Below are 13,410 nucleotides of genomic sequence, written 5' to 3'. Positions count from 1 at the left end.
GCTTCGAGTATGGCTAAGATTCGCGTGGCGATCGTCGGTGTCGGCAACTGCGCCAGTTCACTGGTCCAGGGCGTCGCCTATTATCGCGCCGCCAACGACAACAGCGCCGGGCTGATGCACTGGAGCCTGGGCGGCTTCGAGCCCAGCGACGTCGAGTTCGTCCTCGCCTACGACATCGACGAGCGCAAGGTCGGGCAAGACCTATCCCGGGCCATCTTCGCCAAGCCCAACTGCACGGCGGTGTTCGCCGAGGTGCCCGATTCGGGGCTCAACGTGCGCATGGGCAAGGTTCTGGACGGCATGGCCGACCACATGGAGACCATGCCCGCCGAGCGCAGCTTCGTGAAGGCCAAGGCGGCCGAGCCGGACAAGGCCGCGGTCATCGAGGCCCTGCGCGCATCGGGGACCGAAGTTCTGATCAACTTCCTCCCCGTCGGCTCGGAGGACGCGGTCAAATTCTACATGGACTGCGCTCTTAAGGCCGGCGTTGGGGTGGTCAATTGCATGCCGGTGTTCATCGCCTCCGATCCGGAATGGGAGGCGAAGTTCAAGGACGCCGGCCTGCCGATCGTCGGCGACGACATCAAGGCCCAGTTCGGGGCCACCATCGTCCACAGGGCGCTGACCAACCTGATGCGCCAGCGCGGCGTGCGCATGGATCGCACCTATCAGCTCAACACCGGCGGCAACACCGACTTCCTCAACATGATGGATCGCGGCCGCCTGCTGTCGAAGAAGATCTCCAAGACCGAGGCGGTGCAGTCGGTCATGGCCAAGCGCCTGGAGGACGAGAACATCCATGTCGGCCCGAGCGACTATGTGCCGTGGCTGAACGACAACAAGCTCTGCTTCCTGCGCCTCGAGGGGGCGCTGTTCGGCAATGTGCCGATGAACATAGAGGTCCGCCTGTCGGTGGAGGATTCGCCCAATTCAGCGGGGGTGGTGATCGACGCCATCCGCTGCTGCAAGCTGGCGCTAGACCGCGGCTACGCCGGGCCGCTGATCGGCCCCTCGGCCTTCTTCTGCAAGCATCCGCCGATCCAGTTCACCGACGATGAAGCCGAGCGGATGACCAACGCCTTCATCGATCGCGCCTCGCGGCCGGGGGCCAATCAATCGCTGGTCAGGGCGGCGGACGCCAATCCGGACGCGGCCGCTTCCGGGACCGGCATGCAAGGTCTGATCATCGCCGCCGGCCAGGGCATCCGCATGCGCGATGTGGCCCGTTCCAAGCCGCTGGCGCTGATCAATGGCGTGCCGCTGATCGAGCGGGTGATCGTTACCGCCCACAAGGCCGGCGTGTCCCGCTTCGTGGTCGTCACCGGCTATGAGGGCAAGCGCCTGGAGACCTTCCTCGTCGGCCTTTCCGCGCGGCTTTCGATTCCGATCCAGACGGTGCGCAATTTCGCCTGGAAGGGGGCCAACGGCCTTTCGGTGGCCGCCGCCGAGGCCCACCTCGACGACCGCTTCGTGCTGATGATGGCCGACCATCTCCTGGATCCGACCATCCTTGCCGATCTGATCGCCTCCGAGGCCGGGACCGAGGAGCTGGTGCTGGCGGTCGACCGCCGGCTGGGCAATCCGCTGGTCGACCTCGAGGATGTCACCCGGGTGGCCATCGACGAGCACGGCCGTATCGCCCGCATCGGCAAGCTGATGAGCGGCCATGACGCCTACGACACCGGGGTCTTTCTGGCCTCAAAGGCGCTGATCGCGGCGATCCGCGAGGATGTCGAGGCCGGCGGCCAAGGCGGCCTCAGCGATGGCGTGCGCTCCCTGGCGGCCAAGGGCCTGGCGCGCACGTTCGACATCGGCGACCGCTTCTGGCTCGATGTCGACGACGGCGTCGCCCACGGCCACGCCGAGCAGCTCTGCGCCTAAGAGGCCACCCCTGACCGCCGCCTGATCAAGCCGCCGCGGTCTGCGGCTCCAGCACCACCTGCGGGGCGCGGCGTCCGGCGCGGGCCAGGGCGGCCTGCTCGATGAACAGATGGCCGTAGGCCTCGACCATGCGTTCGATGTCGAACATCGCCGCCCGCGCCGGCCCGGCGGCGGCTAGGCGCGCGGTCAGCGCGGGTTGGCGGAGGAGATGGTCCATGGCCGCGGCGAAGGCTTCGGTGTCGTTCGGCGGCACGATCCAGCCGCTCTGGCCATGATCGACCACCTCGGCGGGGCCGAAGTCGCAGGCGGTGGCGAGCGCCGGGGCCCCGCAGGCCAGCGCCTCGACCAGTACGCTCGGGAAACCTTCCCAGCGCGAGGGCAGGACGAACAGGGCCGCCTTGGCCATCCACGCCCAGGGGTTGGTGGTGAAGTCGACGAACCTCACCCGCTCGCCGAGCCCGAGCGCGCCGGCCTGCGCTTTCAGCTGCGCCTCGCGCGAGCCTCGTCCGATGATGACCAGATCGAGGCCCCGCGCCGCTGAGCTGGCCGCGAACGCCGCCAGCAGCAGATCGTGGGCCTTCTGGTGCTCGAGCCGGCCGACGGCGAGCACGAACGGCCGCTCGGACGGCTGGTCGACGGGCGCGCCGGCGAGGCTCTGGATCCTGGCGATGTCGATGGGATTCTGCACCACCCGCATGCGGGCGTGATCCAGGCCCAGGCGCTGGCCGAGGCCGGCGGCCATCTCGTGCGAGTTGGCCAGAAAACAGTCGGCGTTGCGGTAGCAGCGCCGGGTCAGCCAGGCGATCAAGGTGCGGGCGGCGGGGCTGGCGAGCTCGTCCTCGATCACCGCGTCGGTGTTGTTGCCCTCGCGGGCGATCCATCTGGGCGCGCGCGCGCCCATGGCCCTGACCGCCGGCCAGGTCATCAGGCTGATGCCCTTGAGGAAGCTCATCACCACGTGCGGGCGGTGGGCGGCGATCATGCGCGAGATGTTGAGCGGCGCCAGGGTGGCCCCGAGGATCAGCTTGTGCGGCCGATAGAAGCTGGCGTTGGCCCCTTCGTAAGCCAGCCAGTCCTGGCCGATCGGCGAGGCCATCACCCGCTCGGGATCGGCGTCGGCGAGGAATGGTCCGGCGCGACGCAGCAGGCCGATGCGGATGTCGAACTGGTCGGGATCGCTGCGGTTCAGCAGGTGCACGGCCACCCGCTCGGCCCCGCCGCCATGCAGCGAGGAGAGCAGCAGCATGACGCGCAGCTTTCCGGTCATGCTATGCCCCGTCCTCTCCACCGACCCGCAAGCGGCTTCTAGCCGCCCCGGGCGCGGCGAGGCAACGACCTATCTGGCGGGGTGAGTTTTGACGGCGATGGAGTTGCTGGTCGGCGCCGACGCCTTCTGGGCCCGCGCCAGCGCCGATAGCGCCGCCGCCCGGCGCCGGCTGCTGGTGCAGGCGATGACCTTCGAGGGCGACGGGGTCGGCCAGGCCGTGGCTCGGGCGATCAGGGGAAGTCCGGCCGCCGATCGCCGGGTGCTGGTGGACGGATACACGCGGATGGTGGTCTCCGATCGCTGGGTCGCGGCGTCGTGGTTCAACCCGGCCCTGCGCGGCGAGGTGGCGGCGACGCGGGCGATGTTCGACCACCTGGCGGCGCAGGGCGTCGGCGTGCGGGTGACCAATCCGGTCAGTCCGCTGCTGACCAACTATCCGGCCCGCAACCACAAGAAGCTGATCGTCGCCGACGATGTCGCCTACATCGGCGGGATCAATTTCAGCGACCACAATTTCGCCTGGCGGGATTTCATGCTGCGCCTGGAGGGCCGGGCGACGGCGGACTTTCTGGCCGCCGATTTCGCCGCTACCTGGGCCGGCCGCCCCATGGCCGCCGACACCGCGCTCGACACTCTCGCTCTGATCAGTCTCGACGGGCGCACCAATCAACGCTTCTACGAGACCATGGCCGAGCGCATCGGGCGGGCGAGGCGCGAAGTCGTGGTGCTCTCCGCCTATCTGACCTTTCCCTTCACCGCGCCGCTGGCCGAGGCGGTGCGCCGCGGGGTCGAGGTGAGCCTGATCACCCCGTGGGCGAGCAACAAACGGCTGGTGCGCGACTATCTGCTGGATTTCGCCCGCCGCGCGGGCCTTCGCGTGCACCTGCTGCCCAAGATGAGCCATCTCAAGGGCATGCTGATCGACGGGACCGAGCTCATCGTTGGCTCGTGCAACTTCGATTTCGCCGGCCTTGCCGGCGAGGAGGAACTGGTGGCGGTGATCGACGAGCCGGCGCTGATCGCCGATTTTCGCGCCCGCATCATCGCCCCGGCGCTGGCCGCTGCCCTGACGGACGCCAGGCAGGTCTCGCCTCTGGCCGGCGCCCTGGCTCACGCCGGCTTGCGCATCGGCGATGCCGTGGCGAGGTTGGCGGGGACCTCCCGGCGGACGGCGGTGGACTGGCGCTAGGCCGCGGCCAGCCTCTGGCGGCCGCGCCAGGCGTCGAGGATGCTCGCTTGATGGACGCAGCTGACGGTGCAGAAGGGCGCGCAGGCCTTGGCGGTGTCGAACTCGCGCAGGATGTCGGCGCGGCCGTAATCGGCCAGCGGCACGCCAGGATGGCCGCGCTGCTGCGAGCAATAGTGCACCAGACCGTCCTCGCAGATGTAGAGATAGCGGGCCCCGGCCCGGCAATGCCAGCCGTTGGGCTTGCCGGCCATGAGATTCTTTTGGAACATCAAATAGTTGATTAGATGGGTGACCGACCCGGCGGCCATCAGCGAGGCATAGACGGCGCGTTGCGAGGCCGACAGTGGGGCCAGCGTTCCCTCGCCGTCGTGCAACACCCCTACGGTGTGCGAAAAGCCCATCGCCTTGGCGCTCCTGGCCACTTCCAGGGCGTCCCGGGTGCGCTCCTCGGAGATGCCGAGCACCGAGTTGATGTTGACCGGAAACTGGGCGTGCTTTTCCAGCAGGCGCAGCTTGCCGGCCAGGGATTTCAGGGTCTTCTTCGAAATCGCATCCGGCTTCACCCCGTCGATGGAGATCTGCAGGCCCTGCAGGCCGGCGGCGTTCATGCCGGCGATCTTGGCGGCGGTGAGCAGGAAGCCGTTGGTGATCGTCGTCGCCACCATGCCGTGGGCGCGGATGCGGCGCACGACCTCGTCATGGCCGGGATGCGATAGCGGCTCGCCGCCGGTCAGGGTGACGATCTGGGCGCCCAGCGCCGCCAGCGCGTCGACGCGGGCGGTAAGCTCAGCGACCGGGACCGGCTTGGAGACCTTGTCGTACTCGCTGCAATAGGCGCACTCGAGATTGCAGTAGCGGGTGATGACCAGGTGGGCGAGCAGCGGCCGGCCCTTGTCGGCCAGCACCCGCGCCGCCAGCTTCACACTGTCCCCAAGAGTGACGCCCGGCATATGGCTTCCTCTGCCTCCCCTTCAGCCGCACAATTAGGGGTAGCGCAGGCGAACGTGCAAGGTGGTCTCCGGTCCACGGGCCTCGAACTTGACCTGATCGTACTTGGGCGCGGCGAACATCAGGTGCGGATTGTCGGAAAAGCCGAAGCCATCGAAACGACCGAACAGGTTGTGGTGGAACACGCCGCTCGAATCCGGGTCGTGATAGACGGCGAAGGCGTAGGTCCCCGGTCCCCACTTCAGCCAGATGCACATGTGGGTGGTAGGACTGACCGCGGGCACGCTCCACACCTTGACCGCGCCGTCCTTGACCAGGAACTGGCTGCGGTCGCCCGGATAGAGCGAGCCGGTGATCAGGCCGCGCGAGGCGCGCACCCCCTCGATATCGATGTCGAGACGGGTCGGCCCCGGCTGGCCTTGGCAGGTGCTCTGGGCGTGGCCGGCCGAGGGGCAAAGGAGCGCCAACGGCGCCGCCAGAGCGGTGACGGAGGAACGAAGCTGCATGGTCCTTGCTGATTCTTGTGCGCGCCGGCGATGACGAGCGCCCGGCGCTGTTCGGCCGGCTTATGCCACGGCTGGAGCCGCCTGGCCATGCTGGACGATGTCGGCGTGGGTCCGCGCGATGATGTCGACGGAGTGTCGCCGCGCGGCGTGGTCGAAGATGCTGGAGGTGACCATGATCTCATCGGCCCCGGTGCGGGCGATGAAACTGGCCAGTTTTGCGCGCACCGTATCCGGCCCACCGACGATGGCTTCGGCGAGCGGGCCCTCCAGGCGCGCCTCGATGTCGTCCACCGGCGCTCGCAACGGACCGGGATGGCCGGCGCGCAGGGCGATGAAGGACTGAATGAGGGACGTGAACAGGCGCCGGGCCTCGGCGTCGGTGTCGGCGGCGACGATGGTGAGGCCAAGCAGGAGGCAGGGCTTGGCCAGCCGCTCGGAAGGCTGGAACTGGGCCCGGTAGATGGCGACCGCTTCGTCCAGCTGCGCCGGGGCGAAGTGCGAGGCGAAGGCGTAGGGCAGGCCAAGCACCGCCGCCAGCTGGGCGCCGAAGGTGCTCGAGCCCAGGATCCACACCTCCATCTCGGCCCCGGACCCCGGCACTGCGCGCACCATCTGGCCCTCCCGGACCGGGGCCAGGAAGCGCAGCAGCTCGACCACGTCGCTGGGGAAGCTCTCCGCGCCGCCGGCCAGATGGCGGCGGAGCGCGCGGGCGGTCATGGCGTCGGTCCCCGGCGCCCGGCCAAGACCCAGATCGACCCGGCCGGGATAGAGCGCCGCCAGGGTGCCGAACTGCTCGGCGATGATCAGCGGCGCGTGGTTGGGCAGCATCACCCCGCCGGCGCCGATGCGAATGCTGCTGGTGCCGGCGCCGACGAAAGCCAGGGCCACGGCGGTGGCGGCGCTGGCGATCCCCGGCATATTGTGGTGCTCGGCCATCCAGAAGCGATGGTAGCCGAGCGCCTCGGCGTGGCGGGCGAGATCGAGACTGCGGCGCAGCGCCTCGCCGGCGTCACCGCCCTCGACGATCGGGGCCAGATCGAGGAGCGAAAGCCTGGTCATGGCGCCAGATATAGGGGGCTCGGTGTCGGCGCGCATGGATAGCCGCGGCCGGCCCGGCTATGACGGTGGCGTGACTGTATGGGACATCAGCCAGACCTTGCGCCCGGGCCTGCCGGTGTGGCCGGGAGACACCGCCTTTTCCGGCGGCCGGCGCTGGGTCCAGGGCGATGGCTCGCCGGTGACCGTCTCGCACTTCGCCACCACGGTGCACGCCGGGACCCACGCCGACGCGCCGCTGCACTACGATCCGGCCGGGAGCGACGCCGCCGGCGTGCCGCTGGCGGCCTACATCGGCCACTGCCGGGTGGTCGACGCCAGGTCCGCCGGGCGGGTGATCGGGGCCGATTTCCTCGCCGCGCGCCTCACCGAGCCGCCACCCAGAGTGCTGTTCCGCACGTTCGAGCGCTTTCCGGCCGATGCGTGGCCAAGGGCTTTCACCGCTATCGCCGCCGAGGCTATCGCCGTCTTGGCCGCGCGCGGCGTCATTCTGGTGGGCATCGATTCGCCATCGCTGGATCCTGAGCGTTCCAAGACCATGGACGCCCACCGGGCGGTCCTGGCGGCCGACATGCGGGTGCTCGAGGGTGTGGTGCTGGATGAGGTCCCGGAGGGCGATTACGAGCTCATCGCCCTGCCGCTGAAGCTCGCCGGCCTCGACGCCTCGCCGGTGCGCGCGGTGTTGCGGTCCCGATGATCCCGGAGAGGATAAAGGCGCTCGACGCCGCCGATCCGTTGCGCCCCTTCCGAGGCCGCTTCGCCCTGCCGGCGGGGGTCATCTATCTCGATGGCAATTCGCTGGGCGCCCTGCCGCTCGCGGCCAGGGACGCTCTGCTGAAGACGGCGGCGACCGAGTGGGGCGAGGGGCTGATCCGCAGCTGGAACGACGCTGACTGGATCGGTGCGCCGCTGCGCGTCGGCGACAAGATCGCCCGGCTGATCGGCGCTTCGCCCGGCGAGGTGGCGGTGGCCGACTCGACCTCGGTCAACCTTTACAAGCTGCTGGCCGCGGGCCTCGCCGCCCGGCCCGGACGCCGGGTGATCCTCACCGAGACCGGCAACTTCCCCACCGATCTCTACATCGCCGGCGGCGCGGCGGGCGCAGTCGGAGCCAAGGTCAAGGCGGTCGCGCCCGAAGCGGTGGAGGCGGCGATCGACGAGGAGATCGCCATCGTCCTTCTGACCCACGTCCACTACAAGACCGCCGCGCGGCGCGACATGGCGCGGATCACCGCCGCCGCGCACGCCGCCGGGGCGCTGATGCTCTGGGATCTCAGCCACAGCGTCGGCGCGGTCGAGGTCGATCTGGACGCCTGCGGCGCGGATCTGGCGGTCGGCTGCGGCTACAAGTACCTGAACGGCGGGCCCGGCGCGCCGGCCTTCCTGTTCGTGGCCAAGGGTGTGCAGGATGAACTGGCCTCGCCGCTGACCGGCTGGATGGGTCACGCCGCGCCGTTCGCCTTCGATGACGCCTGGTCGCCCGCCGCCGGCATCAGGCGGTTCCTGACCGGGACGCCGCCGGTGCTCGGCCTGGCGGCGCTGGAGGCGGCGGTGGACCTGGCCCTTGAGGTCCCGCCGGCGGCGCTGGAGGCCAAGGCCCGGGCGCTGTGGTCGCTGTTCGCCGACACCATGGCCGAGCGACTGGGCGGCGAGGATTTCCGCCTGATCACGTCCGCCGACCCGGCCCGCCGCGGCAGCCACATCGCCTACGCCCACGCCGACGGCTTTGCGATCATGCAGGCCCTGATCGACCGCGGCGTGATCGGCGATTTCCGCGATCCCGACGTGATGCGCTTTGGCCTCACCCCGCTCTATCTCGGCTTCGAGGACGTCTGGCGCGCGGTGGATATCCTCAGCCAGATCATGGCCAGCGGGGCCTGGCGAGAGGCGCCCCCGCGCCGTCCGGGCCAAGTGACGTGACCCTCACGAGCAAGGTCCGCGTGGCGGTGGCGGCCGAGGATATTCTCGGCGAGGGACCGGTGTGGGACGCCGCCGCCGCCCGGCTCTATTGGGTCGACATCAAGGGCGGGCGCCTGCGCTGGCTGCATCCAGGGAGCGGGGAGACCGGGTGGGTCGGGGTGGAAAACCAGGTCAGCGCGGTGGCCCCCAGAGCCTGCGGCGAGGGCCTGCTGGCGGCGCGCAAGGACGGTCTTGGCATTCTCGATCCCAAGACCGGCAGCTTCACCCTGCGCTTCGATCCCGAGCCCGAACGGCCTCAGAACCGGGCCAACGACGGCAATGTCGATCTTGGCGGGCGGTTCTGGTTCGGCACCATGGACGATGGCGAAGCCGAGGCGAGCGGCGGGGTCTATCGCCTCGATCCGGATTGGACCTGCGAGCGGGTGCTGGATGGCCTTGGCATCGCCAACACTCTGGTCTGTGGCCCGGGGGGCGACAGGCTTTACGTCGCCGACTCCCTGGCGCGGATCATCGACATCCTGGAATTCGACCCCCTGACCGGCGCGCCCGGCGAGCGGCGGCCGTTCGCCCATACCCGCGGCGAAGTCTTCGGGCCGGATGGCTCGGCGGTCGATTGCGATGGCTACGTCTGGAACGCCCAGTGGGGGGCGGGCCGGCTGGTGCGCTACGCCCCGGACGGGGCCATTGATCGGATCGTCGATCTGCCGGTGGATCATCCGTCCAGCTGCGCCTTCGGGGGCGAGGATCTGGCCACCCTCTACATCACCACCGCCCGCTGGCTACTGAGCGAGGAGGCTTTGGCGCGTCAGCACTGGGCGGGGAGCCTGCTGGCCTTCGAGCCCGGCGTCACCGGCCTGCCGTTGCCACCGTTCGCGGGTTAATCGGCGCGCAAACCGAGCTGGTCGATCTGGGCGATGATCGCCGGATCCAGCGGCCCGGCGGCTTCGGCGGCCAGGCAATCGTCGAGCTCGGCCCGGTTTTTCACCCCGAGGATGACGGTGTCGACGCCAGCCATGGAAAGGGCATAGCGGTGGGCGATCACCGCCGGGTCGGCGCCGATCGCCCGGCACAGGGCGCGAAACGGCGCGGCGCGGCGGAAGTCGGCCGCCTCCGGGTGTTCGGCTCGCAGGTCGCGGTCGAACGCCGCCGTCAGGGCGCCGGCCTGGACGGCGCGGATGCCCATGACCCCAATCCTGCGCGCGTTGGCGGCGGCGATGATTTCGCGCGGCCGCGGGGCCTCGTCATAGCGCCGCATGCCGCCGGGACTGTCGAGCAGATTGGTCACCGCCTGCACGACGCCCGGCGCCGGATCGTGGGCCAGGGCCTGGATGATGGTCTCGGGAACGCCGACGCCGGTGATCCCCCAGGCGCCGATGCGGCCCTGCCGCGCGAGGCTCTCCATCGCCGGCGCGACCTCGGCGGCATAGAGGCTCCACGGGGTGGCGAAGCGATCCTGGCGCTCGGCATCCCGCGGATAGACGTAAGCGTCCGGGCGGATGTTGGAATGGAGGAAGAACACGTCCGCCCGCTCGATGCCCATGGCGGCCAGGCTGGCGGCCAGCGACGCCTCCAGCCGCGCGGCCGTTTCACCCGGAGGCGGCGCGCCCAGCTGATGCTTGGTGGTGATCCTGACGCCGCCGGGCAGGCGGCCGTTGAACGCCCGGCCGATCACCTGCTCGCAGTCGCGATACATCGGCGCGGTGTCGATGAGGGTGATGCCGCCCTCGATCGCCGCGTGCACGGTGGCGATCGCCTCGTCGATGGAGGTCTCGCCCCAGACGCGGCCCAGGCCACCACCGCCCAGGGTCAGGCGGCTGACACCCTCCAGCGGTCCAAGACGGGTCAGCTGCATCAGCGCCCACCATAGACCAGCGAGCGCCAGGCGACGAAGCGCGCTTCGGCTTCATCGGCGCCAATGCGCGGCTCGACGACCGCCTCGAAGCGGATGGCGGGGGCGGCCAAACCGGCGGCCATGGCGGCCCCGAGCGCGGTCGCCTCGGGCGTGGCGTGGCGGCGCACCGGCCAGGCGAGGAGGTCGGCCAAGGTTTGCAGGAATACCGGGCTGCGGCTCAGGCCGCCATCGACGCCAATCGCCGGCGGTCGTTCGAACGGGGTGGCGGCATAGAGGTGATCGACGATCTCGCGGGCGCGGAAGGCGAGGCCCTCGTAGGTCGCCCGCGCCAGATGCTCCCGGCCGACCGCCGAGGTTAGCCCGAACACCCCGCCGCGCCGGGCGGGATCGGGATACGGGCCGCCAAGGCCGTGCAGGGCCGGCAGAAAGGCGGCGCCAGCGGTGTCGGCGACGCCGCCCGCCAGGGCGTCGAAGGCGGCGTGATCGCCGAGTTCAAAGGCCGAGCGGGCCCAGTCGAGCGCCGCGCCGGCGGAAAGCACCATGCCTTCGACGCAGAAGCGGGTCTCGCCGCTGACCGACGAGACGATCAGCGGCGGCGTCCCGGGGCCGGGAAACAGGAACTGATCGCCGGTGGCCAGATCAAAGGCCCCGGCGGTGCCGAAGGTGATCTTGGCGGTTCCCGGCGCCTCGCCGTGGGCCAGCAGGGCGCTCTGCTGATCGGCGATGTCGGCGCGGATTGGGATTTCGGCGCCGAAGAGCGCCCCATCTGTTGCGCCGATCTCGCCCCAGGTGTCGATGAGGTTCGGGAACATGGCCGGATCGAGTTTCTGGTGCGCGATGAGAGTCTCGCTCCAGCCAAAGCCTGGCGGAGCCAGATAGCCGGTGGGCCAGGCCTGGCTGCGATCGGTGACGTGGCGGGCGCGGCCGGTCAGGCGGAAGATGAGATAGGAATCGATCGCTCCCCAGGCGATCCGCGCCGGGGCGGCGTCGAGCCCGGCCAGCATCGCCTCGAGCTTGGTCGCCGCCTGCTGCGGGGCGAGGGGAAAGCCGGCGGCTTGCAGTTCCACGGCCCGCGCGGCGCCGCGCAGGTCGTTCCACACCACCAGGGGCGAGAGGGGCGCGCCGTCGGTCTTGTCCCAGAGGACGGCGCTGGCCCGCTGGGTGGTGAGGCCGATGGCGGCGATGTCGCCGGCGGACCGGCCAGCCTCGGCCAGAGCCCGCTTCGCCGCCGCCACGGTGACCTGGAACACCGCCTCGGCGTCCTGCTCGACCAGGCCGGGCGCCGGCGTCGCCGAGGCGATGGGGCTCGCGGCCAAGCCGAGGAAACCGCCGTCCGGGCCGACCACCGCGGCGCGCGCCGAGGTGGTGCCGACATCAAGGGCCAGGACCAGTTCAGGCATCGGCGATGAGCACGCCCGGGTTCATCATCCCGGCTGGATCGAGCGATTGCTTGACCTGGCGCAGCAGGCGCACGCCGGCCGGGCCCAACTCGCGCTCCAGCCACGGCGCGCGCACCCGACCGATGCCGTGGTGGTGCGAAAGGCCGCCGCCATGCGCGTCGGTCGCTTCCATGATCGCCCGCCAGGCGGCGAAATAGGCGCCCTCCATGGCTTCCGGCGCTTCGGTGCGGATAGCGAAGCTGAAATAGAGATTGAGGCCGCTGCGGTAGGCGTGGGAGCTGTGGGCCGAGCCGTTCAGGCACCCGGGCAGGGCCTGCAGCGCCGCCGTCGCATCGGCGTAGATCCGGCCGATGGCGGTCCACGGGGCCGAGATCTCCACCGTATCGACGATCAGGTTGCGCTCGAGGAACGAACTCCAGTTGGGGACGATGTTGCGGTGTTCCAGCCAGTGGCGGGCGATATCCTCGGGCGCGGGCGCGAGACCGCGCCTGGCGGCGAGTTCGGATATCGCCGCCGTCTCCGCCGCCACCAGGCCGGCCGGTCCCTCGTGGATAATCAGCACCGCCGGCGCGGCGAGGCGGACGTCGAGCCTGGCCGCCTCGCGGGCGTCGTACTGGCGCATGACCGGTGGTCGCCAGCCGGCCTGGATCAGCTCGCGCTGGAAGCCGAAGCCGGCATCCATGGTCTCGGCGCCGAACACCGAAAACGCCTGCGCCTCGGGGGCCCGGCGCAAGGAAAAGGTGACGCCGGTGATGACGCCCAGGCATCCCTCGGAGCCCAGCAGCAGATGGCGCAGGTCCGGTCCGGCCGAGGCCCTGGGAGCCTTGCCGAGGGTGACCAGCTGGCCATCCGGCAGCACCGCCTCGATCGACCAGACGATATCCTCGATATTGCCGTGCAGGGTCGAGAACTGGCCGGAGGCGCGGGTGGCGATCCAGCCGCCGACGCTGCTGATGGCCACCGACTGCGGCCAATGACCGATGGTCAGTCCCGCGGCGGCCACCTCCGCCTCCGCCTCGCTGCCGCGCTTGCCGGCATCGAACCCGGCCAGGAGATTGGTCTCGTCGATGAACCGGGTGGCGTTCATCGCCCCCAGATCGAGGATGACCGCCTCGGGCGAAGCCATCACACCGCCGACCACGCCGCTGCCGAGGCCGAAGGGGATCACCGGCGCGCCGGCCTCGCTGGCTGCCTTCAGGCTCGCCTGCACATCGGCGACTGAGGTTGGCCGTACGACGCAGGCCGCGTTTGGCGCACCCTGGCCGAGATGGTCCTTCAGGTGGCTCAGCACCCAGTAGTCATGGCGGTAGGCGTGGAGCGCCGTCTCGGCGGTCTCGACCTTCTCCGGCCCGAGAACGGCGGTCAGGCGCTCGGCAATCGATCGGCTCATG

The 13,410-nt window shown here is 70.2% G+C and carries 12 protein-coding genes; 5 read left to right on the top strand and 7 right to left on the bottom strand.

Annotation, left to right across the window (positions count from 1 at the left end; genetic code table 11):
* Window positions 1–9: 9 nt before the first annotated feature.
* Window positions 10–1,881 (top strand): NTP transferase domain-containing protein, encoded by a 1,872-nt coding sequence (locus VIF40_RS08795; RefSeq protein ID WP_331937146.1) that lies wholly within the window; start codon window positions 10–12, stop codon window positions 1,879–1,881.
* Window positions 1,882–1,906: 25 nt separating this feature from the next.
* On the opposite strand, the gene VIF40_RS08790 is transcribed toward VIF40_RS08795, so the two are convergent.
* Window positions 1,907–3,148: a glycosyltransferase gene (locus tag VIF40_RS08790; RefSeq protein ID WP_331937145.1), complete on the bottom strand. Its 1,242-nt coding sequence runs from the start codon at window positions 3,146–3,148 to the stop codon at window positions 1,907–1,909.
* Between the two features lie 97 nt (window positions 3,149–3,245).
* Between VIF40_RS08790 and VIF40_RS08785 the strand changes: the two genes are divergently transcribed.
* Window positions 3,246–4,337 (top strand): phosphatidylserine/phosphatidylglycerophosphate/cardiolipin synthase family protein, encoded by a 1,092-nt coding sequence (locus VIF40_RS08785; RefSeq protein ID WP_331937144.1) that lies wholly within the window; start codon window positions 3,246–3,248, stop codon window positions 4,335–4,337.
* On the opposite strand, the gene VIF40_RS08780 is transcribed toward VIF40_RS08785, so the two are convergent.
* The 3 genes from VIF40_RS08780 to VIF40_RS08770 are packed head-to-tail and all read right to left on the bottom strand — an operon-like array spanning window position 4,334 to window position 6,850.
* A complete protein-coding gene (locus tag VIF40_RS08780; RefSeq protein ID WP_331937143.1) occupies window positions 4,334–5,287 on the bottom strand; it encodes a radical SAM protein in 954 nt (317 codons plus the stop codon). The two genes, VIF40_RS08785 and VIF40_RS08780, sit on opposite strands and share 4 nt — an antisense overlap.
* Window positions 5,288–5,320: 33 nt before the next feature.
* On the bottom strand, window positions 5,321–5,791 hold the full coding sequence (locus tag VIF40_RS08775; protein ID WP_331937142.1) for a DUF2141 domain-containing protein: 471 nt from the start codon (window positions 5,789–5,791) through the stop codon (window positions 5,321–5,323).
* A gap of 60 nt (window positions 5,792–5,851) precedes the next feature.
* Window positions 5,852–6,850, bottom strand: a complete 999-nt coding sequence (locus VIF40_RS08770) for an LLM class flavin-dependent oxidoreductase (RefSeq protein ID WP_331937288.1) — start codon at window positions 6,848–6,850, stop codon at window positions 5,852–5,854.
* Window positions 6,851–6,884: 34 nt separating this feature from the next.
* Here VIF40_RS08770 and kynB point away from each other — a divergent pair, with 34 nt between their 5' ends.
* Genes kynB through VIF40_RS08755 form a run of 3 tightly spaced genes read left to right on the top strand, consistent with a single transcriptional unit; the run spans window position 6,885 to window position 9,648 of the window.
* Window positions 6,885–7,544, top strand: coding sequence for an arylformamidase (kynB, locus tag VIF40_RS08765; RefSeq protein ID WP_331937141.1), 660 nt, complete (start codon window positions 6,885–6,887; stop codon window positions 7,542–7,544).
* Window positions 7,541–8,767, top strand: a complete 1,227-nt coding sequence (gene kynU, locus VIF40_RS08760; protein ID WP_331937140.1) for a kynureninase — start codon at window positions 7,541–7,543, stop codon at window positions 8,765–8,767. The genes kynB and kynU overlap by 4 nt, the downstream gene beginning before the upstream one ends.
* Window positions 8,764–9,648, top strand: coding sequence for an SMP-30/gluconolactonase/LRE family protein (locus VIF40_RS08755; RefSeq protein WP_331937139.1), 885 nt, complete (start codon window positions 8,764–8,766; stop codon window positions 9,646–9,648). Before kynU ends, VIF40_RS08755 begins: the two co-directional genes overlap by 4 nt.
* On the opposite strand, the gene VIF40_RS08750 is transcribed toward VIF40_RS08755, so the two are convergent.
* The 3 genes from VIF40_RS08750 to VIF40_RS08740 are packed head-to-tail and all read right to left on the bottom strand — an operon-like array spanning window position 9,645 to window position 13,409.
* On the bottom strand, window positions 9,645–10,619 hold the full coding sequence (locus VIF40_RS08750) for an aldo/keto reductase (RefSeq protein WP_331937138.1): 975 nt from the start codon (window positions 10,617–10,619) through the stop codon (window positions 9,645–9,647). The genes VIF40_RS08755 and VIF40_RS08750 overlap by 4 nt on opposite strands.
* A complete protein-coding gene (locus VIF40_RS08745; RefSeq protein ID WP_331937137.1) occupies window positions 10,619–12,019 on the bottom strand; it encodes an FGGY family carbohydrate kinase in 1,401 nt (466 codons plus the stop codon). The genes VIF40_RS08750 and VIF40_RS08745 overlap by 1 nt, the downstream gene beginning before the upstream one ends.
* Window positions 12,012–13,409 (bottom strand): FAD-binding oxidoreductase, encoded by a 1,398-nt coding sequence (locus VIF40_RS08740; RefSeq protein ID WP_331937136.1) that lies wholly within the window; start codon window positions 13,407–13,409, stop codon window positions 12,012–12,014. The genes VIF40_RS08745 and VIF40_RS08740 overlap by 8 nt, the downstream gene beginning before the upstream one ends.
* Between the last annotated feature and the right edge of the window lies 1 nt (window position 13,410).

Origin of the sequence: Methylosinus sp. (genome assembly GCF_036560965.1) — a bacterium.
GTDB lineage: Bacteria > Pseudomonadota > Alphaproteobacteria > Rhizobiales > Beijerinckiaceae > Methylosinus.
Note: the sequence above shows the minus strand (reverse complement) of the source record. Positions and strands in the feature narration are given on the sequence as shown.

Bases quoted from the DNA above. Each gene is read 5' to 3' on its own strand.
- VIF40_RS08795 (WP_331937146.1), top strand. From the start codon at position 10: ATGGCTAAGATTCGCGTGGCGATCGTCGGTGTCGGCAACTGCGCCAGT.
- VIF40_RS08790 (WP_331937145.1), bottom strand. From the start codon at position 3,148: ATGACCGGAAAGCTGCGCGTCATGCTGCTGCTCTCCTCGCTGCATGGC.
- VIF40_RS08785 (WP_331937144.1), top strand. From the start codon at position 3,246: ATGGAGTTGCTGGTCGGCGCCGACGCCTTCTGGGCCCGCGCCAGCGCC.
- VIF40_RS08780 (WP_331937143.1), bottom strand. From the start codon at position 5,287: ATGCCGGGCGTCACTCTTGGGGACAGTGTGAAGCTGGCGGCGCGGGTG.
- VIF40_RS08775 (WP_331937142.1), bottom strand. From the start codon at position 5,791: ATGCAGCTTCGTTCCTCCGTCACCGCTCTGGCGGCGCCGTTGGCGCTC.
- VIF40_RS08770 (WP_331937288.1), bottom strand. From the start codon at position 6,850: ATGACCAGGCTTTCGCTCCTCGATCTGGCCCCGATCGTCGAGGGCGGT.
- kynB (WP_331937141.1), top strand. From the start codon at position 6,885: ATGGATAGCCGCGGCCGGCCCGGCTATGACGGTGGCGTGACTGTATGG.
- kynU (WP_331937140.1), top strand. From the start codon at position 7,541: ATGATCCCGGAGAGGATAAAGGCGCTCGACGCCGCCGATCCGTTGCGC.
- VIF40_RS08750 (WP_331937138.1), bottom strand. From the start codon at position 10,619: ATGCAGCTGACCCGTCTTGGACCGCTGGAGGGTGTCAGCCGCCTGACC.
- VIF40_RS08745 (WP_331937137.1), bottom strand. From the start codon at position 12,019: ATGCCTGAACTGGTCCTGGCCCTTGATGTCGGCACCACCTCGGCGCGC.
- VIF40_RS08740 (WP_331937136.1), bottom strand. From the start codon at position 13,409: ATGAGCCGATCGATTGCCGAGCGCCTGACCGCCGTTCTCGGGCCGGAG.